The 20,625-nt window shown below is 34.7% G+C and carries 23 protein-coding genes; 2 read left to right on the top strand and 21 right to left on the bottom strand.

Annotation, left to right across the window (positions count from 1 at the left end; translation table 11 throughout):
* Nucleotides 1–38: 38 nt before the first annotated feature.
* The 13 genes from IPM56_04300 to IPM56_04240 form a co-directional block, all read right to left on the bottom strand.
* Complete coding sequence (locus IPM56_04300; protein ID QQS37182.1) at nucleotides 39–1,640, bottom strand: NADH-quinone oxidoreductase subunit M; 1,602 nt, start codon at nucleotides 1,638–1,640, stop codon at nucleotides 39–41.
* 132 nt (nucleotides 1,641–1,772) lie between these two features.
* Nucleotides 1,773–3,161, bottom strand: coding sequence for a site-2 protease family protein (locus IPM56_04295; GenBank protein QQS37181.1), 1,389 nt, complete (start codon nucleotides 3,159–3,161; stop codon nucleotides 1,773–1,775).
* A 24-nt stretch (nucleotides 3,162–3,185) separates the two neighbouring features.
* Nucleotides 3,186–3,356, bottom strand: a complete 171-nt coding sequence (locus IPM56_04290) for a hypothetical protein (protein QQS37180.1) — start codon at nucleotides 3,354–3,356, stop codon at nucleotides 3,186–3,188.
* Nucleotides 3,357–3,767: 411 nt separating this feature from the next.
* Complete coding sequence (locus tag IPM56_04285; protein ID QQS37179.1) at nucleotides 3,768–3,971, bottom strand: DUF2933 domain-containing protein; 204 nt, start codon at nucleotides 3,969–3,971, stop codon at nucleotides 3,768–3,770.
* Between the two features lie 46 nt (nucleotides 3,972–4,017).
* Nucleotides 4,018–4,473, bottom strand: coding sequence for a Rieske 2Fe-2S domain-containing protein (locus IPM56_04280; protein QQS37178.1), 456 nt, complete (start codon nucleotides 4,471–4,473; stop codon nucleotides 4,018–4,020).
* Between the two features lie 21 nt (nucleotides 4,474–4,494).
* Complete coding sequence (locus IPM56_04275) at nucleotides 4,495–5,652, bottom strand: NAD(P)/FAD-dependent oxidoreductase (GenBank protein QQS37177.1); 1,158 nt, start codon at nucleotides 5,650–5,652, stop codon at nucleotides 4,495–4,497.
* A gap of 18 nt (nucleotides 5,653–5,670) precedes the next feature.
* On the bottom strand, nucleotides 5,671–5,850 hold the full coding sequence (locus IPM56_04270) for a YHS domain-containing protein (protein QQS37176.1): 180 nt from the start codon (nucleotides 5,848–5,850) through the stop codon (nucleotides 5,671–5,673).
* A 46-nt stretch (nucleotides 5,851–5,896) separates the two neighbouring features.
* Nucleotides 5,897–6,259 carry a hypothetical protein gene (locus tag IPM56_04265; protein QQS37175.1) on the bottom strand — a complete coding sequence of 121 codons (363 nt, stop codon included), beginning with the start codon at nucleotides 6,257–6,259 and terminating at the stop codon, nucleotides 5,897–5,899.
* 45 nt (nucleotides 6,260–6,304) lie between these two features.
* Nucleotides 6,305–6,448 carry a hypothetical protein gene (locus IPM56_04260; protein ID QQS37174.1) on the bottom strand — a complete coding sequence of 48 codons (144 nt, stop codon included), beginning with the start codon at nucleotides 6,446–6,448 and terminating at the stop codon, nucleotides 6,305–6,307.
* A 13-nt stretch (nucleotides 6,449–6,461) separates the two neighbouring features.
* On the bottom strand, nucleotides 6,462–7,133 hold the full coding sequence (locus tag IPM56_04255) for an isoprenylcysteine carboxylmethyltransferase family protein (GenBank protein QQS37173.1): 672 nt from the start codon (nucleotides 7,131–7,133) through the stop codon (nucleotides 6,462–6,464).
* Nucleotides 7,134–7,325: 192 nt separating this feature from the next.
* Nucleotides 7,326–9,674: a hypothetical protein gene (locus IPM56_04250; protein ID QQS37172.1), complete on the bottom strand. Its 2,349-nt coding sequence runs from the start codon at nucleotides 9,672–9,674 to the stop codon at nucleotides 7,326–7,328.
* A gap of 11 nt (nucleotides 9,675–9,685) precedes the next feature.
* Nucleotides 9,686–10,570, bottom strand: a complete 885-nt coding sequence (locus IPM56_04245) for a hypothetical protein (protein ID QQS37171.1) — start codon at nucleotides 10,568–10,570, stop codon at nucleotides 9,686–9,688.
* Between the two features lie 19 nt (nucleotides 10,571–10,589).
* Nucleotides 10,590–10,742: a YHS domain-containing protein gene (locus IPM56_04240; GenBank protein QQS38221.1), complete on the bottom strand. Its 153-nt coding sequence runs from the start codon at nucleotides 10,740–10,742 to the stop codon at nucleotides 10,590–10,592.
* 169 nt (nucleotides 10,743–10,911) lie between these two features.
* On the opposite strand from IPM56_04240, the gene IPM56_04235 reads away from it, so the two are divergent.
* Together IPM56_04235 and IPM56_04230 are read left to right on the top strand one after the other, a co-directional pair.
* Nucleotides 10,912–13,098 (top strand): HAMP domain-containing protein, encoded by a 2,187-nt coding sequence (locus tag IPM56_04235; protein ID QQS37170.1) that lies wholly within the window; start codon nucleotides 10,912–10,914, stop codon nucleotides 13,096–13,098.
* Between the two features lies 1 nt (nucleotide 13,099).
* The gene (locus tag IPM56_04230; protein QQS37169.1) at nucleotides 13,100–14,482 is read left to right on the top strand and encodes a sigma-54-dependent Fis family transcriptional regulator; all 1,383 of its coding nucleotides are present in this window, start codon (nucleotides 13,100–13,102) and stop codon (nucleotides 14,480–14,482) included.
* A gap of 98 nt (nucleotides 14,483–14,580) precedes the next feature.
* Here the strand turns inward: IPM56_04230 and IPM56_04225 are convergent, their stop codons facing one another.
* The 8 genes from IPM56_04225 to IPM56_04190 form a co-directional block, all read right to left on the bottom strand.
* Nucleotides 14,581–14,781: a hypothetical protein gene (locus IPM56_04225; protein ID QQS37168.1), complete on the bottom strand. Its 201-nt coding sequence runs from the start codon at nucleotides 14,779–14,781 to the stop codon at nucleotides 14,581–14,583.
* 26 nt (nucleotides 14,782–14,807) lie between these two features.
* A complete protein-coding gene (locus IPM56_04220; protein ID QQS37167.1) occupies nucleotides 14,808–14,969 on the bottom strand; it encodes an efflux RND transporter permease subunit in 162 nt (53 codons plus the stop codon).
* A gap of 48 nt (nucleotides 14,970–15,017) precedes the next feature.
* Nucleotides 15,018–17,117, bottom strand: coding sequence for a cadmium-translocating P-type ATPase (gene cadA, locus IPM56_04215; GenBank protein QQS37166.1), 2,100 nt, complete (start codon nucleotides 17,115–17,117; stop codon nucleotides 15,018–15,020).
* Between the two features lie 27 nt (nucleotides 17,118–17,144).
* Nucleotides 17,145–17,801, bottom strand: coding sequence for a hypothetical protein (locus tag IPM56_04210; protein QQS37165.1), 657 nt, complete (start codon nucleotides 17,799–17,801; stop codon nucleotides 17,145–17,147).
* Nucleotides 17,802–17,812: 11 nt separating this feature from the next.
* On the bottom strand, nucleotides 17,813–18,163 hold the full coding sequence (locus IPM56_04205) for a hypothetical protein (GenBank protein ID QQS37164.1): 351 nt from the start codon (nucleotides 18,161–18,163) through the stop codon (nucleotides 17,813–17,815).
* 38 nt (nucleotides 18,164–18,201) lie between these two features.
* Nucleotides 18,202–19,257 carry a PAS domain-containing sensor histidine kinase gene (locus IPM56_04200; GenBank protein ID QQS37163.1) on the bottom strand — a complete coding sequence of 352 codons (1,056 nt, stop codon included), beginning with the start codon at nucleotides 19,255–19,257 and terminating at the stop codon, nucleotides 18,202–18,204.
* 16 nt (nucleotides 19,258–19,273) lie between these two features.
* Entirely contained in the window at nucleotides 19,274–20,065 is a 792-nt protein-coding gene (locus tag IPM56_04195) for a tetratricopeptide repeat protein (GenBank protein QQS37162.1), read from the bottom strand.
* A 157-nt stretch (nucleotides 20,066–20,222) separates the two neighbouring features.
* Nucleotides 20,223–20,564: a P-II family nitrogen regulator gene (locus IPM56_04190; protein ID QQS37161.1), complete on the bottom strand. Its 342-nt coding sequence runs from the start codon at nucleotides 20,562–20,564 to the stop codon at nucleotides 20,223–20,225.
* Nucleotides 20,565–20,625 lie beyond the last annotated feature (61 nt).

The following is a 20,625-nucleotide window of genomic DNA, read 5'->3' as shown; positions in this document are numbered from 1 at the left end:
GTATATTTCATAGAATATTAATAAGATTTGCCACACATTTAATTACTGAGTAATCCCAGTCCTGCTTTTTGAACGAAATCAACAAAATGGTTTAATGAGGAATTTATCGGATCAATAATAATTGACGGATATACACCAAGTAATATTACAATTGCTATAAGTGGAACGAACATAATAAGTTCTCTTTTATCGACATCAGTCAGTGAATTCCATTTATCGGGAAGTTGCCCAAAGAAAATACGCTGAAAGCCACCCAACATATAAGCTGCTCCTAAAACAATTCCTGTAGTTGATAAAATTGCAATCCAAAGAAACGATTGAAATGCACCAATATATGAGAAAAGTTCGCTTACAAATACATTAAGACCAGGTAAACCGATTGCAGCAAAAAAAGCAATAGTGGTAACTCCGGTATAAACTGGCATTTGATTAGCTAATCCGCCAAAATCATCCATACCGCGTGTATGTGTCCTGTCATAAATTACTCCTACTATTAAGAATAGCATAGCAGTAACAATGCCGTGGTTAAACATCTGAATTACTCCTCCGATTACCCCCATTGAATTTAGTGCGGAAATTCCAATAAGAACTATTCCCATATGACTTATACTCGAGTATGCAATCATCTTTTTAAAATCTTTCTGAGCCATAGCGCAGAAAGCACCGTAGATTATATTTATCATTCCTAACACTGCCATAGGGAAGGCATAACTAAGCATCATATTGGGAAAGATTGAGTAACTGATCCTTAACAAGCCATAGCCGCCTAACTTCAACAAAACTCCTGCGAGAATTACACTTATTGCTGTCGGAGCTTCAACGTGAGCATCTGGTAACCAGGTGTGGAAAGGAAATACAGGAACCTTTATAGCAAAACCAATAAACAATGCAATAAAGGCAACGGATCTCCAATATGTTCCAATCCCTGCAAGCAAAGAACCAGGTACAAAATTTTGGGGATCCATCATATCAAGCATATTAAAAGTATGTATGTTCTGCCCGGACGCTGGATCGAGCACTCTAACACTTGCATATAAACCTATAATTACAAGTAATATAAGGACTGAGCCGAGTAAAGTATAAAGGAAAAATTTTATAGCTGCATATTCACGTCTGGGACCGCCCCAAATTCCAATTAAAAAATACATTGGGAGCAGAGTTAATTCCCAGAAAAGATAAAATAGAAAGAAGTCGAGCGCTACAAAAACACCCATCATTCCTGTGACGAGCATAAGGTAAAGAGCAAAATATCCTTTTATTGATGTATTAATGTTCCAGGAAGCAATAACTCCGATGAATGAAATAATAGCTGTAAGCATAATCATTGGTAAAGCAAGACCATCAATTCCCACGAAGTAATCAATAGCTACGTTACCTATCCACGCAAAACCTTCTATATCAATCCACCTGGCTTTCTCTATATACTGAAATCCATTCGGATCATTTATTCCTGTAAGAGATGAATCGAAATTTATCCAGATAAATGCTGCAACAACAAGTTGAAGCATTGTTGTTATCAGCGCAGTCCATTTAACTATATTTGTCTTACCTCTTGGAATCAGCATCACAACGACCATACCTATTAGAGGAAGAAAAGTAATCCAGGTCAGATATCCTATTCCTAAGAATTGATATTGCATTATGTTTCCATTTAGTTTTAGATAATTATTTTAATGTTATTTTATAACACTCCATCTTTTATAAAAGAAATTATAAATTGGTACGAAGACCAAACCGGCATAAACGCCATACAGAAAGCTTTCACACTGCTTCTATGCATACGGACAATTTATTCCCAATGTTTCATAAAACGAGTGCGGTACCGGCACAAGAATCATAAATAAAATAATGAAAGCAACTAAACCAATAGCAACTCTTTTACTGTCGAGCTTTGTTAAATCGTTTAATGGTGGTGCACTTTTAATTCCTGCTAAGAAGAAAACTATAATTGCCCACGTTAACAATCCGCTCCAGACAAATAAGCCAAGCAAGAAAAGTGAGAACAATGCAACGGTTCCAATTATGTTTGCATTTTTTCTTCCGAATAAAGCGTGAGCAATATGCCCGCCGTCTAACTGTCCGATTGGCAATAAATTAAGAGCCGTAACAAAAAGTCCAAGCCAGCCGGCAAATGCTAAAGGACTAAATTGAAATGTGTGCCCGCTAATTAAATCTTTACCGACAGATATTTTTGCCAGCAGAGCGAGTAAAATAGATGAACCAACATCAGAGCCGCCCATCATTGATTGTTGATCGGTCATAGGAACTATCGTTGAACTTTTTAACCCGATTATTAAAGCCGGAATTGCAAAAACTAATCCGGCAAGAGGACCGGCAACACCAACATCAAATAATGCCTTACGATTTTCTGAAGGTGATTTCAAACGAATGAAAGCACCAAACGTTCCCAGAGCAAAAGGAACCGGAATAAAATATGGAAGCGTAACATTCATCTTATGATGCTTAGCAGCAAAGTAATGTCCGAGTTCGTGTGCACCGAGTATTACCATCAAAGCTATTGCATAAAGTAAGCCAACATTAAACTTTTCCGGCTCTTTCAATAGATTTATTCCCTGGTGAAGTGCACCTGCATAAGTTGTGGTTACAAATGTCAAAATAAATAAGGTTAAATTTACAGCAGGTCTGGCTGGTTTTGCTTCTCCAATTGATTCATTTCCTGTATGCATTCCGGTATGAGCTGCGGTTTGTGCAGATGATTTCTTGGAAACAAGCACAATAGTGTTCCCGGCATCATCTTCCTGAAGTAATGAAATCACACCAAGCTTATCAGAACCTTCTTTTAGTTTTTGATAAGCCGTATCTGCATCTGTTAATAAATTGCCGGTATAAATCAAAGTATCATCAATTCGTTCAACATAATTTGCCCGGAACACTTCACCAAAACTTTTCGGAATGGGAATAATACTTTTAATATCCTCTTTCCTGATATCCTGATTTTCATCCCTTATTTCTCTTTCTGTTTGAGCGTGCATCCCTCTCATAAAATAAAACATTGCAAGACAGCAGATTACAATAAATAGAAAGAAAAGCATCGGGTTTAGTTCAACACCGTTTATTGCCAAAACGAAAAACACAAACAGCGGCAGCAAACAAAACAGCAGCATTAAGATTGTGTGCTGAAATTTATTATGGTCTTTCATATTGTTAACACCTTTTATTTAAAACTATTCATCAGAATTTTTTCTATAAATAATCAGAAGCATAATTCCGAATAGTGAACCAAATAAAGCTCCATCCAAAAAGGCGAAAATTAAACCTGATGTAACCGAGTTTAGTTCAATATTCAGAAGATTTGCTGTAAAGAAAATGAATTTCTCATTAAACATTCTCGTCATACCGTGAAATCCGGAAAAAAGTAAGTAGATAAAAGACCATACAATTCCGTACACAAGAGCCGGACTTAAAAGAATTAAGAATCGGACTTTCATAGCTAAATATTATTATGTGTTGTTACTGATAATTAACATTTTAATTCTCCAATTCATTTTTTCGCAAGCTGTTTTTTCTGTATGGATGGGCATTTCACTGAGCCATACGAACAAAATACACAACAATCACTTACTTTAGGTCTAATAATTTTCTTACAGTTTGTACATTCATAAAAAAACTGGCAAGCATCAACGGGCATCATTTCTTCTTTCTCAAAACCACAGAAAGGACATTGAATTACTGATTTATAAATTATTTCACTCATAACTTTTTACTTTGCTCAACCTTATACCCGTATACCATATACCCATATACCTTTAATGATGATGCTGATGTTCGCTTTCTTTTTTAGCATTTCTATCTTGTTGTGATTCATCATTTTGCTGCCCGTGTCCTTTATGCTGCCCGTGTGAATGCCCGCCACAGCCGCCCATTCCCCCTCCGCCGTGAGCGCCGTGTCCCCTGTGCATAAAAAACATTATAGCTGCAAATATGATTATGTATATTAATGTTTCAGACATTTTCTCATCTCCTTTTTATCCAACTAATCTTAATCAATAGACTTTTCTAACTTTCTTTTGATGCGTAAATCTGATCTCCTTTAATATTTACTTTAAATTCTGTTAATGGTCTTGGAGGCGGACCAGCAATATTAATTCCATTTAAGTTGTAATGCCCGTTATGACAGGCGCACCAAATATGCTGTAGGTCTGCCCGGTATTGTACAGTACAAGCTAAATGCGTGCAAATTGCAGTGTATGCTTTTAATTCACCTTCCGGTGTATTTATAAGGATACCGGGTTCATTGCCAAATCTGAAAATCTTTCCGCTGTTTGTATTCAATTCACCAACTTCCCCAGCTATAACTGAAGTTGGTATAGGCTCGGTAGATTTCGGTGGTATTAAATATTTTACAATCGGGTACATAACAGAAAAAGCAAATGCAGTAAAACCGCCGCCAAGAAAATATTTAAGAAAATTCCGCCGTGACTTATTACCATTATTATTTGAGGTTTCAGACATAATTAGCACCTCACATTTTATCTAACAATTTTCTTCTGTAGCGTGCGCAAGCTTACCGTGCCTGCACCAGACACAATCGCAATGTTCGTGCATACACTGTTTATCTATTAATCTTGTTTTATACCATCTTTGCGCTATAGGATAGATTATTTTTTTGCTTATTGAAGTATTATAATGTTTTCTTAAAGCCGGGATTACATCATCCATTGATTTCATTTTATTAAGGATAAAGGTATATCCTGTATTATATAAGTGTGCGAACAGCCATCTATTTGCCAGCGAAGTTTGAAGTTTTGGATAGAGGTATGCCTTGCAAAGTTCATCATAGGATTTATTCTGAATTATACTTCTTGCAGCAAGATAACCTGAAAGCATTGCATACTTAATTCCGAATCCCCAAAGTGCATCCTGGAATCCGGCATTCTCACCAACGTAAAGAATTTTATTATCCTTTGATGGAACCGGCTCATTGAAGAAATTAACAAATCCGCCAAACTCTTTCGGCTCAATAACATCAATATCTATAACAGATTTTAATACTCTAAGCGATCTTTCATAGTATAATTTTTCGTTTTTAAAATCTTCAAACATACAAGTAGCGAATGTTGCTTTCCCGTTGTTCACTAATAGGTAAGCATATGCTTTCGGTGCAATCTTATTATTTACAAATCCGATAAACATATTTTGGAGGGATGTTTTAAACTCCATCCCTTTTGCAATTGCATCTGCTGCTTTGGGTCCTGTACCAACTATTGCAGTTTGACTATCTACCGAATCTAATTTCTGACCCCACAAAATATTTACTCCCGCTTCTTCGGCTTGCCTTCTTAATCCCTGGTCAAGCGAATTTGAGTCAGAACCTCTTTCAATTAAATAGAAAAGCGGACGCGATGTTTTTACCTTTATTTTCTTTAAAACAGGTCCGTAAAAAAATCCATCTTCACCGGAATATGGATGACACAGGAAATTAATTTCGATACCGATCCGGCGTAATATTTTCAACGTATCTTCGTCATCAGACCAATTTTCCAGCCCCTGAAAATCACCGTTAAATCTTAATCCTACATCATTATTCTGTTCATATAAATTAACATCGTAGCCATTTTTAACCAGAGAAATTGCTGCTGTTAAACCAGCCGGACCGGCACCAATTACTAATATAGATTTTTGCTTCGACATATCTTAAAGTTTACTTATTTAATGGTGATGATGCTTATGCTCATCTCCATTATCTTTTTTAATATACTTTTCAGGATTGTTCTGGAATTGAACCATACAAAGAGTGCTGCAGAAATAATAAGTCTTACCATTGTAATCCAATTTTTCTGCTTTGGAAATATCTTTTATTTCCATTCCGCAAACCGGGTCGTGTGTCATCTTACACCTCTTTTAATTTTGTTTGATAATCAGTTAATTAATTTTGCTATTTTAAATCAAATTCATAAAGATTAAATTTTATTTTATTAGCTTTTGCAGTTTTCAGCAGCCATTGTTTGGAAGCGTCAGTCATTGAATTTGTGTGCAGCATTATTTTAGCTACATCACTAATAAAAAATTCTGCGAGGGGCTTATTTGAAAATATTGCCGGATGTTCTGATATATATTTGTTGGCTAATAAATTCTCTGCTGCATACTCACAAAATTCTTTCTCGAAACCAAAATATTTACCAATCGTTAAGAACATGGCTCTTTCACCATTATGTCCACAATTATTTTTTCTTATAATTGTCGCAAAACCCCTTAAGAATTCGCTTCGGTCTTTATAAGTAATTTCATCTATAATCATATTATCTTCCTTTCAAGTTTTAGGTGTATTGAACCGTGTTATTTTTTATCTGCAGCAGCCGTGACCGTTTTTATGGTTATGAGCTTGATTATGGTCAGTTAATACCGGCTGTGGTTTTGGTTTCTTTGAAAGAAAGTAAACATAGAAACCTACCACAATTACTACAGTTGTTATAATAAGCCAAAGCATCTTAAATCTCCTTTCAATTAATTACAGTATTTGTTCGGTTAGTCTTTTTCCCGGTTGGAATAAATGCGGGAACAAGCTTTTTATATTCATAAAATTTATTGCCAAATTTTTCTTCGAGATTTTTTTCCTCTCTTTTGGAAAGCCGGTAATAAGTAAACATCAGTATTGGCCACATAAACAGTGTGATAATGGTTGGCCACTGGATAAAGAAACCAAGAGTCACCAGAAACAGTCCCACATATTGCGGGTGACGGATGTAAGAGTAAATTCCTTCTGTAACTAAATGATCTTCCTTTGCATCGTGTATCAGTTTCCACCCTTTGTAAACCATATAAAATCCGAAGAAGATTATTCCGTTTGTAATGATGTGCAGAATTGTCATTGCAAGAACAGAATGTGATAAACCAAGAAAAACAAGCCACAGATGTCCGCTTGCGTGAGAGAATGGATCAAATACCGGGTACTTATTGCCGAACCAACCGGTTAGAAAATATATTGTAAGCGGCACTCCATACATTTCTGTAAACAAGGCAACAATGAATCCGAGGAATGCACCCATAGAACGCCACTCGAATTTATTTTTTGGCTTTACAAAGCTGAACACTAAAAACAAAACTATCAGAATGCTGAACGCAACCATAGTCCAGAATCCGTATGCATAACCGCCAATATCAACACCGTGCATTAAAATTTTCCTTTTTGTTTTCTAATTGAATCCAAAAGATAAGCCAACTGAAAATGTTTGTTTTTTAAGGTTATATAATGCTTTCTTCTCTGAAATTTTTAAAGAATTTAAATTTTGTTAAATATTTTAATAGAGAGATACTCTGAATCTGTTTTCCTCGCCCCTTAACTTTAATATTGGTTATTCGATCTGCTATGGCTGATGTGAAGTTGTTGGATTCATTGATATTATTACAATTACAAATAAGTACCAAGCACCAGCTATGTAAAGCACAAAATTGTACCCAACGAGTATTGCAACTGAAATTGTAAAAATTGAACCGATGAATCCTGCAATTCCCGATATACTTAATAAAACTGCAATTCCATTTCTTATCTTATGTTCATTCATCTCTGCTAACAAAAGTGGAAAGGGAATGCCGATAACTATTGCCGGGATAAAGACAAGAATAAACAAATAGAATTCAGAAACACCTGTTCTTAAATCCGGCAATATTAAGAATGCTTCAACAACAACAATTAAAAGTATTCCGATAACAGCTAACCCCACTATTCTAAGACGATTTTGACTTACAAGATTTGAGAGAAAGCTGCCAATTCCGTTACCAACTAAAAATGCGAATAACAATAATGAAAATGATTTCAAAGGATTATTCAACTGAAGATTCATTGCCTGAAAGAGATATGCTTCACTGAGTATATAGGTAAATCCGAGTAGAAAAGATACAATGGTTAAAATTCTTAAATTTTTTCTGCTAAATTCGGTTTCTTTATGAGCGTTGATGCTCATTCCCCAGTTCTTCCTAAACATATAGATAGACCAAATCAACAAAATAATTCCAGCAAAAACCAGAACATTCAAATTGTCCGGCAGTCCTAATTCATAATTAAAAAAGAAAGGAGAGTTATCAGTAACCGGATGAAGATTGATCGAAGCTTTCGTGGTTAAATCGTGAAAGTTATATTTGTTTTCTGAAACATCGTAAAGGACATTATCGAACATACTCCATTCAATATTTTGCCTGCGAACAACTGTATCTATTTCTATTTGTTCTGTAAAAGGGAAGAATGATACTCCTCTGTCGAATCCTGCCTGATGTGAAATAAAATGTCTTTCCTCAATTTTATCTTTATTGAAAGGTGTTTTCTTAATAACAAGCAAAGGCATCATACCCTGATCTGCAACGTAAAAGTAATTGGAAGCTTCGGGATTAGTTATACCGGATTTATTTTGCAAATCCAGATAATTTGAGATAATCTTATAAGTTTCTTCTCTGTTATGTGTAGTAAAAACTATTCTTCCTTCGTCGGTTAGTATATGTAAATAATCTTTTAAGGCTTCCTGTGTAAATAAATAGTTCTCTGTAAGGTTGACAAAATCGGTTGAGCGTCCACCTTTAGTAATAGGGATAGTAAGAAATATTAAATCATATTTGTTTTTTGTATTTCTTACAAAATTTCTTCCTTCACCAACAATTACATTGATGTTAGGTTTTCCAGCAAAGGTAGTTTTGTTATATTTCTTCATAAAATCAACAAAGGTGGGATTCACTTCTACCGCATCTATCTGCTTTGTTTTACCGAAATAAGCAGCGGCAATATCAATGCCTCCGCCAGGACCAATAATTAAAGCAGAATCTTTTTCAGAATCTTTTAAAAAATTAAATTCAAAAAACATATTTGAATGCATCAAGGTATGAAACAATTTTTCTTTATCTTTTTCTAATTCAGAAATGTTTACTACTTGCGTTCCCGCAGCACCATCAATAAACATTGACATTGAAGTTGTGGAATCGGGATAGATAAATTTTACAAGGTCGGTTCTTCCAAATGAATTCCATTTACTTTCAACAGTAGTTGTTTTAACTGAAGGATTGCTCTTTAATCGCAGTAAATCTTTTTCAGATGATGTGGCAATAATTATTTCAATATCGGGAGTTAATAAAATCAGGTAAAGTGACGCGAGTACTATGGAAGCCGTTGTTAGAATAAATCCTTTTCTTTTAACAAGCGGAATGGAAAGAATGGAAGCAATTGAAAAGATAATCAGAATTATTGCGAGAGACTGAACAATGCTAAATGTATTTAGTAAAAATAAACCAAGTAAAGAACCTCCGGCAGCGCCAATTAAATCAAGAGCATAAAGTGTTCTGCTTTTATCTCCGTTGGCTTGAAATATTAAAGCAGTAATAATTCCTACTAAAAAGAAAGTAACGCCTGCAAGAAGAATATAAATGATTAAACCAACCGAGCCGCTTCCGACGCTTTCAATAGAAGGTACAATAAAAATTGCAACAATACTTACCGGAAATAATAATTGGAGAACAATAAAATATTTATTATAAGATAAAGAGTTTTTTGCTGCCAGGCGTGAAGCATAAAGCTGTCCTAAAGCAAGGGCGAGTATTGCAAAAGCAATAATTATAAGAACAAAATGATATGCAAGCACGTATGAAAATATTCTTGCGAGAATTATTTCAAAACTTAAAGTAGAAAGGGAGAGAAGAAATATTGTCCAGTATGGTTTTACCTCTTTTGTCATTTTAGTTATCCTTAATCATTTATTTGCTTAGGACTGACTCTTTTATCAAACCAGTGGTAAAAAACCATAAAGAAATAACCCATCACCCAGCCCCATAAAAACGAAACTGCAATTCCTCCAATAGTATTGATTAGGCTAACAGAATTAAAAAATGGAATGAGCGGTTTGATTAGTGTAGAATAATCTTCTCCACCAAAAATCATCTTTATTGCTGCAAGAATAAAAATAGCCGCTGCAAATACTCCGGTTGCAACTCCAAAATATTTTTCGTCATACTTCTTTCCTCTCGACACTTCAACTGAAGAATTATCTTGGGAAGCAAGTTCTTTCTCAGATTTTTTTAATTCGGATTTTTCAAAAAAGTTTAGTGTTTTAGAAAAGATGAATGCAGTGTATGCACTGTAAATCAGTATAGCTCCAATGCCAACCAGATAGCTGATAAAATTTAATCCTGTAAAGCCGGGAATAAGCAGCTTCCATAAACCAAGCATTTGATATTCAGCGGGAACAATTAAATCATATATTAAGCAAAGGGTAAAAAGAATAGAAACATAAACAACAAATGTTAAGAATAGAGTTTTAAATCTTACAATAACTGGTTTTACTTCTATCTTATGCTCACTTACTTTTTTTCTTGCTAAAAGATTATAGGCGGGAACAACAATATAGCCAATTAAATATGAGCCGAGAGAAACTTCAAGCAAACCAATTATAATGCTTAATGAATCTAATCCACCGAACCAGGGAAGAATTATCTCCCATATTTTGTGCATATGCCAGAAGCCATCAATTCCTAAGCTTCCAAGTATAAGCTTAACACCAATGCACACCACGTAAAAAACCGTAAAGATGTAAAACAATGCACTTGCTATCGGATATGGTTCTAACTTTTTCATAGCTAATTAATCTCCATTGTCATTTAATTATATTGTTAATAAACTTTTTGGGATCTTTCTCGAATTCAGACTGGCAAAGCGGGCAGCAAAGGTAATATGTTTCTTTCCCGTATTTTATCTTAGCATAAGCTTTGTTTGGATTTATCTTTCTACCGCAAACAGGATCCCTCAAAGAATTGCTTTTGTTATTCACTTTTGCACCGTAATGTTTTATTTTTAAAATGTTCTAATTAGAAAAAGACAAGATGTGTGCCCTAAATCATTTTTGTTAAATTAACGTTAAAGCAACGATTGAAGAAAAAAAGATTTAAGAAGTTTAAAAATATTTAAAGATTTTAATAATGACTTTTATATTTACTTACATAGCATTACTGTTAACCCACTCAATCTTCGACCTTGATTTAACTCAGACTATTTTTCTTGCATCCACATTGCTTGCCGCCATAGGATTAATAGTAATTATATATTCGAGAAATCGTGAGTCTGTTAAAAGCCGGTTGTTCATTTTGATTCTGCTTTTAGTGATTGGCTACTTAATATCTCACGCATTTCATTTTTTGATAATGCATTCATCGAATGTTACAATACTTGATAACTCCTGCCATTCGTTTCTGCTGATGATTATTGTGGCAGTTACTTTTTTTACGTGGAACTTTCCCGAACCCCGCAGAATTGGTGTTATTAAGAGTATGCTCATAATAATTCCCTCTGTTATTCTTTTGGGTTTATTATGGACCGGATATTTCATTGAAGAATCACACGCTCACGAGCATTCATTCACTGTTAAATATTCTTCACTTTATCCGGTATTTTTATTATGGTATGCTTTGCTTGTTGCAATAAACTTTTACTGGTTGATTAAAAGGTATAACACGGAAGAAAATTCGATTCAGAAGAAACAAATTCTTTTGCTGTTCTTAGGTTTAATCATAACAAATCTTGCATCTTTTATATTTGGTTTATTCCTTCCCTGGTATCTCGGTTTTTATTACTTAGTGGAAATCAGTCCGCTTTCTTTTTTAGCCGGAGTTATTCTCTTTACAACAGTAGCCGTAAACAGATATGATATGTTCCGGGCTTCAATGCAAAGGATACATAACTTCAGCATATCAAAAAAAATTATACTTAGCGCTTCTGTTCTTGTACCTATTATTATTTTGTTGGTGCAAGTCCCTTTAATGAGATTTATTTTCCAGCCGGAGAGTAACCGTGAGCTGTACAGGTTATTTATTATTAGTGTATTTGGTGGAGTTGTTGTAAGCATAATCATTGCCTTTGTTATTGTTAAAATCATTTCAAATCCTTTAAAGATGTTGAAGAATAAAGCCCACGAAATAGAAAAAGGCAGCTATGGCATAAAGATTGAGTTTTCTTCTAATGATGAGTTCGGTGAATTAACAGAAGCTTTTAATAATATGTCTGAAACATTAAAAAATAATTCCTCTGAATTGAGGAGCAAAGAAGAGAGGATTTCTTTATTGCTGAATGCTTTTGAGGAATCTTCTGCCGCAATTGCTATTGTTAATGAAGATTTCAGAATAATAGAAGCCAATCACCAGTTTTGTCAAATAGTTAAAACCGACAGGGAGAAAATAATAGATGAATATTTAGTTGACGTTCAATTTAAAGGTGAATTAAATGAATATTTCACTATGATAAAAAATGAACTTCAGCTTTATTCAAAATTCAGAGGAGAGTTGAATTATGACAATAAGATTCTTTTAATATACGTTACGCCATCTTCAACGGGCAGCAAGTTTAATGGATATTTATTTATCGAGGTTGATATAACAGAACAAAAGAAGCTGGAAGAACAGTTGGTCAAATCAGAAAAGCTTGCAGCACTTGGTAAAATGGCTGCAGTACTTGCCCACGAAATAAAAACTCCTTTAACTTCTATTAAAATGAATACAGATATCATTGCTGCAGAATTAAAGTTAAACAAAGATGAAAAAGAAAATATTGCGATTATTCAAACCGAAATTAACCGGCTTAACAATTTAGTTAAAGATGTTTTGCAGTTTTCCAGGCAAATGGAATTAGATATTTCTGAATTTAATTTATTTGATTTGGTCGAAAAGATTAAGCACCAGCTTAATAGTAAATTAAAAAGTAAAAACATTTCTTTACTTAATAACTTAGGTAAAATTGATTTGATGGCTGACAGGCAAAGATTAACGCAGGTATTTTTAAACTTAATTGATAATTCGATTGAAGCCATTAGCAGCAATGGTAAAATAGAATTGAAATCATTTATTGATGAAGATAAAAATAATGTTCAGATTCTAGTTATAGACAGCGGCACCGGTATAAGTGATGATATAAAAGTGTTTGAACCATTTTTCACCACTAAATCTTCCGGCACTGGGCTTGGTTTATCAGTAGCACAAAAAATTATTGAGCAGCATAAAGGAAAAATCGGTTTGGTTTCATCAAAACAAGGTGAAACTGTATTTGAAATAATTCTCCCTCTTAATGAATTAAATAATCGGGAAAAAGATTTACAGAAAAGTCAATATGAGCAATGATATGAAGACAGAAAATAATAGTTATAAAATACTTGTTATTGATGACGATGAATCAATTAGAAAAACCTTAACAAACTATTTAAAGAAATTAAACTTTAATGTCTATTCAGCTTCTAATGGTTCTGAAGGAATTGAAATTGCACAAAAGGAAATTCCGGATTTAGTGATAACCGATATTAAAATGCCAAAGGCAGATGGATTTGAAGTTTTAAAGAAAGTAAAAGAAATTGATTCGCACATTCACGTTATTATGATTACCGCTTTTGATGATATGAGCAGTACGGTTAAAGCAATGCAGCAAGGTGCTTATGATTACATTGAGAAACCGCTTGAGATAGATAAGCTGAAAATTACTATTAGCCGTGCTCTTGAAAATAAAAAAATGAGCGAGCAGCTCACTTCATTTATTACTGTTGAAACTGAAGAATATCAGTCAGAGAATACCCTTATTGGTAAATCTTCAGTTATGAAAGATGTTTATAAAAAGATAGGGCAGACTACAACAAGCCGAGTAACAGTTCTTCTCGAAGGTGAAAGCGGTACAGGAAAAGAGCTTGTTGCAAGGGCAATTCATTACAGCGGCATTACTAAGGATAAACCCTTTGTTCCCGTTAACTGTACAGCTTTAACTGAATCCCTTCTCGAAAGTGAATTATTCGGTCACGTAAAAGGAGCTTTCACCGGTTCCATACGCGATAAAAAAGGTAAATTTGAACTTGCCGGTGAAGGTACAATTTTCCTTGATGAAATTTCTGAAATATCTCCTAATCTGCAAGTTCAGTTATTAAGAGTTTTACAGCAAAAAGAATTTGAACGTGTTGGAGGAGAAACTTTAATCCCGATAAAAGCAAGAATAATTGCAGCTACTAATAAAGATTTAAACGCACTTGTAAGCGATGGAGAATTTAGAGAGGATTTATATTTTAGATTAAAAGTAGTATCAATTAACCTTCCACCTCTCCGTGAACGTCTGGATGATGTACCTTTTTTGGTTAGCCATTTTCTTGCAAAGATTAATAATGAACTTCATAAAAATGTTACTAAAGTACCTGAAGATGTAATGGAGATGTTAAAAAATCATTACTGGGTAGGGAATGTAAGAGAATTGGAAAACACCTTAATGCAGGCAGTTGTTCTCTCAAGTGATGATATTCTTAACAAGGAAAATATACTTTTAAGAAAGCCCGAACCGGGTGAAATTAAGGATGAAGTTCAATTTATCACACTTGCTGAAAATGAAAAAAATCATATTAAAAAAGTACTCGATGCCGTTCAGTGGGATAAAAACAAAGCATACAAAATTTTGGGCATTTCGCTACCGACTCTTTACAGCAAAATTGAAAACTATAAGCTGTCACCGTTTGATGATAAGTCCCCACAATAATTTCTAATGTTGACATTTATGCACTTCGAAAGTAGTATGAACAATCCCAACTTCAGGCAATATTTCTTTCTAATAATACGATAGTTTTGGACTTGATGTTACGACTGAAATGGCATCAGAATAAATCTCTGGTCCGAAAGACCACATATATGTCCGGCATCTGCAAGTAATGCCATCGAGTTGATCATCAAACCATAGAAAACTTCGACTAAGATGTAAATTACATTCAGTGTAATTCCAATTATGAAAGCTTTGTTGTAATTTATCGACTGATGGCTATGTGAATGATTGTGTTCCATTTTTTATCTATTTAAATATATTCAATTTATTCCAATAGATAATTAACCTCAACTTTTCTATTTTCGAACCAGCTATAAATTGATGAAATGAGCAAAGGTGTAAGCAGGATTGATGTCATCAATCCACCGATAGCCACAGTTGCAAGGGGTCTTTGTAACTCTGCACCAGCGGAAGTGGGAATTGCCATTGGAATGCAGATATAAGATGCTTATTAAAGAATAATTTCAATCAAATTTTATTTCATCACTCTCATAGCATTCAATATTGCAATAATCGCAACACCCATATCGCCGAACACCGCTTCCCACATTGTTGCAATTCCAAATGCGCCGAGAAGAATGAAGAATAATTTCACTCCCATTGCAAAACCAATGTTTTGCCAGACGATAGTTCTCGTCCGCTTTGCAACTTCAATTGACTTTACAACCTGCATTGGTGAATCGGTCATCAAAACTACGTCTGCGGTTTCAACTGCTGCATCGGAGCCGAGAGCACCCATTGCAATTCCAACATCGGCACGGGCAATTACCGGCGCATCATTTATTCCATCACCAACGAATGCGACTTTTCCATCTTTTGCTGAGTCAATTAGCTTTTCAATATGTTCAACTTTGTTTTCCGGCAGCAGCTCTGAATAATATTCTTTGATACCAAGCTTTATTGCAAAGACTTCAGCAGCGCTTTTGTTATCTCCGGTTAGCATAACGGTATCTACTTTTAATTTGTTCAGCGCAGTAATTGCTTCTGCAGCTTCATCTTTTAATGAATCTGATATTACGATATAGCCGGCATATTTTTTATTTACCGTTACGTGAACAACAGTTCCTTCAACATCACATTTGTCGTGTTCGATATTTTCAAGATGAAGCAGCTTATCATTTCCAATCAAAATTTCGTCTCCGTTTACTTTTGCCTGAATGCCGTGACCGGATATTTCTTTTACATCGCTTATTTCATTTTGCTGAATTTCATTCTGATAAGCTTCCAATATTGATTTAGCAATCGGATGACTCGAGTTCGCTTCTGCATAAGCAGCATATTTCAGAATGGCTTCTTCCTTGAATCCGTTGGCAGAAACTATTTCCGCAACTTTGAATTCACCTTTCGTTAACGTTCCGGTTTTATCAAATACGACGGTCTTAATTTTTGTGAGCGCATCCAAAAAATTGGAACCTTTAACAAGGATCCCTCTTCGTGAAGCGCCACCAATCCCGCCAAAATATCCGAGCGGAATGCTTATCACTAAAGCACAAGGGCAAGAAATTACAAGCACTACCAACGCTCTGTAAATCCAGTCAGTAAATGTTTGTCCGGCAAAAAACAACGGTGGAATAACAGCAAGAAGCAAGGCTCCAAATACAACTACTGGAGTGTAATAGCGGGCAAATGTAGTGATGAATTTTTCTGTCTCTGCTTTTTTACTGCTTGCATTTTCAACCAGCTCTAAAATTTTTGTAATTGAAGACTCGCCAAATTCTTTTGTTACTTTAATTGTAAGCAGTCCGCTTTTATTAATCATTCCCGCTAAAACTGTTTCGCTTTCTTTTACAGAACGGGGAACAGATTCCCCAGTGAGTGCCGAAGTATCAACAAAAGAATTTCCTTCGATAATATTTCCGTCCAAAGGAATTTTCTCTCCGGGCTTCACAAGAATTATTTGTCCGGGATGAACTTCCGTTGGCGAAACTCTTTTAACATCTCCATTTATTTTTATGTTCGCATAATCCGGTCTTATCTCCAATAATGCTTTCACTGACTTTCGTGAGCGGTTAACGGCAATATTCTGGAACAATTCCCCGACTACAAAAAACAACATAACGGCAACTGCTTCAGCCATTTCATCAATTGCAATTGCGCCAAGCGTTGCAATTGACATAAGAAAAAGCTCGTTGAAAACTTTTCCTTTTGCAATACTTCTTGCAGCACCCTTTAAAACACCCCAGCCGCTTATCAGATAAGCAGAAATAAAAACCAGATATTCTGCAAAATGATAAGGAGTGTTATGAATTTCTTCTTCGAAGATTAGCCCGACGGAAAGCAGAAGAAGTGCAAAAAAGATTTTTATCAATTCGTTTTTGTTCTCGGCAAGTTCATCTTTTATTGCAAACCTTTTAGCCGGCGGTGTAAGGTCATCAGTCGGTTCAACTACTTCCACTTCCGGTTCGATCTCTTTAATCTTTTGTTTTACTTCTTCTAAATCCGGTGCATCAATCTGTAAAGTCGAGTTTGCAAAATTCACAGAAACAAATTTAACTTCGGGCATCTTTGAAAGCCCTTCTTCAATCTTTGCCGCACACGATGCGCAGTCAATATTTTTAAGTTGATATTTTTTCATAATAAGTTACCTTTTAATTCTCGTTTTCTATCTAATAAAATATCCAGTTATTCCAAGAACGATTAACAAAACTCCAGTTATTGTTTTTTCGTGGTGTTCGAGAAAATGCGATTTAATTTTTCTTACGCCTTTCATTCCAAGCCACACAAGCAGAAGCATTCCGGCAATAGTAATTACAGTATAGATTATCGATACTGAAATTATTCCTTCCCAGCCGAGCTTGCCTGCAACAAAATAATACGCTTCTATTTCCAGACAAGGAGAAAAAAACATCGAGATTACCAAAGTAAGAATTATTGCAGCGGTAGTTTTCTTTCTTGTCCCTTCGGGATTAACATCATCAATATGAATTTCGTGAGAGTGATGATGGTAATGTTTATTTTCTCTAAAGCTCAATATAAGATAAATTATTCCAAGTAGTATCAGCAAGCTTGGAGCGATTACTCCAACAATGAAAGAGTAAGAATCCGATAGTTTGTACCCCAAAAATCCAATTATGATTCCGATAATTATTGTGCTAAGCGTGTGTGATAATCCAGCAATTGCAGTAATGCCCATCGTTGATTTTTCATTCCACTTTTCCGATTTGGAGAGAGCAACCAAAGGAATCCAATGATTCGGAATAGAAGCGTGAACTATGCTGAGTAAAAAAGCGCCTAATATTATTTGTGATAAACCAGTCATATCATAGCCCTTCATTTTACAATTGCAATCTTTGCAGCGGTAAGAGTATTTTCGTGCATATGCCCAAGCAATTCTACAACTTCTGCATCTGCAATTTCCGGCGGAATTGGTTCGTGAGAAGTAACTTTTATCTCAACATTGTTTTTATCCGCGGCATAAAAAGAAATGATATTTCCGTTAGCGTCTCTTTCAAACCCTTTGGCTTTAACAACAAATACATTTATCCCCTGGTTTATCTCACTTCCCGGGCTGAATTTATCGAATGAACCTATTTCACCGGTTTTGGCAAAATATGTAAAATACATTATTGTGATAACCACTATAAAAATTGCGGGCAAAATTAATATTGATAATTTTTTCATTGATTCACCTAAAATTTTTTATTCTAAATAATCATATTTCAATTTACCGGCATATTTAAATAGATTGACCTGATGCCGCTTTCACCGGTTTCAAATTTTACATTTCCGCTATGAGCGTGTATAATTGAAGATGCAAGTGCAAAAGTGTATCCCTTCTCCGGATTAGCTATTAAATCAAATACTTCCGTCCCATTATTTTTTTGAGTCGTTTTCTTTCCATTCAGAGTTAAAGATATTTCAACCATTTCATTGTTTATTGCTGCTGATATTATAAGTTCCTTTTTCGCCGGGCTTTGTTCTATGAAGCTTTGTAATATTTGCTTCAAGGCAAATTCAATTTGCCTAACATCCATATAAACCGGCGGCAGTTTTGGTTCACTCTTAAAAGAAAAATTATAACCGGGATTATTCTGTATAATTTCATTCATACATTTTTTAGTCAGATGAAAAAGATTATATCTAACTTTTTTCATCGGTTTAGGCGCAACAAGGTTAGATAGGTGCGATATGTGTGAACCCAAACGCTCTAATTTTTCCGATAACAATTTTACCGTAAAAGAATTTCCATCACCATTATTATAAATACTTTTCAAAGATTTCGTTAACCCTTCACAAGCAGAATAATCATTCATTATACCGTTATTAACAACGTTTATTACGGTTGATATTTTTTCTAACGCAGCCAGCCGGGCTTTTTCAGCTTGAACTTTTTTTAATCTATCTATCAACACTCCGGCTATTATTCCTACTGTCCAGATTAATATTAACTCAGAAAGATTTTCTGCAATATATAACTTTGAAAAAAGTCCTGTATTTAAAGAGTGCGGCAGATATAATAATGAAACGACCAGTGCCAGCTTTATTGCTCCTTTTATACCTAAAAATAATGCAGCTAAAAGAACCGGTAAAAAATATAACTTCGATAAAAGCTGATGCAGAAAATCAAGATAAATTTCTTCCTGGGAGAAAGTTAAGAAGTGAACAAGACTAATCGCTATTGCTAATAAAACGGTTCCGCTTAATATTTTTTCCCCTTTACTTCCTGCTATTCTGTTCATCATAGGAGAAATCATTTTTAATACCTTACTCATCATCTTCACTCTCATCTGTTCATTTTACTTCAGCATTGAAAAAAATATTGATACTTAACTCCAAACTTGCTTGAGGATTTTGCTGCGTAATTGCAGATGCCTCTTCAAATTCAAATTCTGCTTTGTCTTTCTCTCCGCTAATTTCATAAAGAACACCAAGCAAGTAATGACCTTCTGCCTGAGATGAGTTCTCAACCTCATCAATCTTTGCATATTTCATTGCCTTCTCATAATCATTTTTCTTAAAATAAACATCAGCAAGCAGCAGTTCCATTCGATTGAAACGTAAATCAAATGATTGCATTTCATTTACCACAGCAAGTACCTTATCATAATCTTTAAGCAGCCAGTAAGCAAGAGATTTTCCCAAATAACTTTCAGTATCTTTATTATCTCTCTTCAAAGCACGGTTAAAAGATTCAAGCGCTTCGTTGAACATTTTGTTCTGCAAATAAATAATTCCCAATTGACGGATTGAGTTTGGACTGGTCGAATCAAGCTCCGCTGCTTTGTTAAGATTAATAACTGCTTCATCAAGCCGTCCCATTATACTGTTCAGAATGCCAAGGTTATGGTATGCTCTTGCTTTTTGAGGATTGAACTTTACAGCTTTCTTAAAATACCCGAGCGATTTTTCCAAATCCGCAGCTCGTTGATAAATTACTCCAAGGTTAGTTAGTGCATCATAATTTGTGCTGTCAATTTCAATAACTTCTTCATAATACTTGTGGATATTCTCCATTTCAGATTCGTCAAAAATCTGATCTAAAAGATTTTCCTTTCCTATTGTTTTTTTTGCGGATCCATTCATACTTTGTGCGATTAAGCAAGAGTTTAAGACCGTAAAGAACCAACAAACAAAAACAATATTTTTTGAGAAATATTCTTTCACAACTTCATCTCATTCTAATATTCCATTTTAACTGTAAATCCAATCCCACAATCCATTTCCCATCAAACATCTTCCATCAAATCGCTACTGCGCCTCTCTCATTTGTTCTTATCTTAACAACGTTACTAACTTCAATTACAAATATTTTTCCATCTCCCGGATTTCCCGTATGAGCCGTTCTTTGAATTACATCTATCACTTGATCAACAATATCATTATGAACAACCAATTCTATTTTAACTCTTGGCACAAACTCGTGTAACCCTTCACTGATTTTATCCTGTGCATTTCTGGCTTTTGATTTACCAAATCCTTTTATTTCCGAAATTGTAATACCGGGCAATCCTTCTATTTTTTTAAGCTCAGTTATTACCGCATCGAGTTTAAAATCTCTTATAATTGCTTTTATTTCTTTCATAATTATTCTCCATATTTTTTAGTTAAGCGAGATGACATCTTTTAGAAAGATGTCATCTCTA

It is taken from the genome of Ignavibacteriales bacterium (assembly GCA_016700155.1).
Classification (GTDB): Bacteria; Bacteroidota; Ignavibacteria; order Ignavibacteriales; family Ignavibacteriaceae.
This window is presented reverse-complemented; position numbering and strand designations above follow the sequence as displayed.

Bases quoted from the DNA above. Each gene is read 5' to 3' on its own strand.
- IPM56_04300 (QQS37182.1), bottom strand. From the start codon at position 1,640: ATGCAATATCAATTCTTAGGAATAGGATATCTGACCTGGATTACTTTT.
- IPM56_04295 (QQS37181.1), bottom strand. From the start codon at position 3,161: ATGAAAGACCATAATAAATTTCAGCACACAATCTTAATGCTGCTGTTT.
- IPM56_04290 (QQS37180.1), bottom strand. From the start codon at position 3,356: ATGACGAGAATGTTTAATGAGAAATTCATTTTCTTTACAGCAAATCTT.
- IPM56_04285 (QQS37179.1), bottom strand. From the start codon at position 3,971: ATGTCTGAAACATTAATATACATAATCATATTTGCAGCTATAATGTTT.
- IPM56_04280 (QQS37178.1), bottom strand. From the start codon at position 4,473: ATGTCTGAAACCTCAAATAATAATGGTAATAAGTCACGGCGGAATTTT.
- IPM56_04275 (QQS37177.1), bottom strand. From the start codon at position 5,652: ATGTCGAAGCAAAAATCTATATTAGTAATTGGTGCCGGTCCGGCTGGT.
- IPM56_04270 (QQS37176.1), bottom strand. From the start codon at position 5,850: ATGACACACGACCCGGTTTGCGGAATGGAAATAAAAGATATTTCCAAA.
- IPM56_04265 (QQS37175.1), bottom strand. From the start codon at position 6,259: ATGATTATAGATGAAATTACTTATAAAGACCGAAGCGAATTCTTAAGG.
- IPM56_04260 (QQS37174.1), bottom strand. From the start codon at position 6,448: ATGCTTTGGCTTATTATAACAACTGTAGTAATTGTGGTAGGTTTCTAT.
- IPM56_04255 (QQS37173.1), bottom strand. From the start codon at position 7,133: ATGCACGGTGTTGATATTGGCGGTTATGCATACGGATTCTGGACTATG.
- IPM56_04250 (QQS37172.1), bottom strand. From the start codon at position 9,674: ATGACAAAAGAGGTAAAACCATACTGGACAATATTTCTTCTCTCCCTT.
- IPM56_04245 (QQS37171.1), bottom strand. From the start codon at position 10,570: ATGAAAAAGTTAGAACCATATCCGATAGCAAGTGCATTGTTTTACATC.
- IPM56_04235 (QQS37170.1), top strand. From the start codon at position 10,912: ATGACTTTTATATTTACTTACATAGCATTACTGTTAACCCACTCAATC.
- IPM56_04230 (QQS37169.1), top strand. From the start codon at position 13,100: ATGAAGACAGAAAATAATAGTTATAAAATACTTGTTATTGATGACGAT.
- IPM56_04225 (QQS37168.1), bottom strand. From the start codon at position 14,781: ATGGAACACAATCATTCACATAGCCATCAGTCGATAAATTACAACAAA.
- IPM56_04220 (QQS37167.1), bottom strand. From the start codon at position 14,969: ATGGCAATTCCCACTTCCGCTGGTGCAGAGTTACAAAGACCCCTTGCA.
- cadA (QQS37166.1), bottom strand. From the start codon at position 17,117: ATGAAAAAATATCAACTTAAAAATATTGACTGCGCATCGTGTGCGGCA.
- IPM56_04210 (QQS37165.1), bottom strand. From the start codon at position 17,801: ATGACTGGTTTATCACAAATAATATTAGGCGCTTTTTTACTCAGCATA.
- IPM56_04205 (QQS37164.1), bottom strand. From the start codon at position 18,163: ATGAAAAAATTATCAATATTAATTTTGCCCGCAATTTTTATAGTGGTT.
- IPM56_04200 (QQS37163.1), bottom strand. From the start codon at position 19,257: ATGATGAGTAAGGTATTAAAAATGATTTCTCCTATGATGAACAGAATA.
- IPM56_04195 (QQS37162.1), bottom strand. From the start codon at position 20,065: ATGAATGGATCCGCAAAAAAAACAATAGGAAAGGAAAATCTTTTAGAT.
- IPM56_04190 (QQS37161.1), bottom strand. From the start codon at position 20,564: ATGAAAGAAATAAAAGCAATTATAAGAGATTTTAAACTCGATGCGGTA.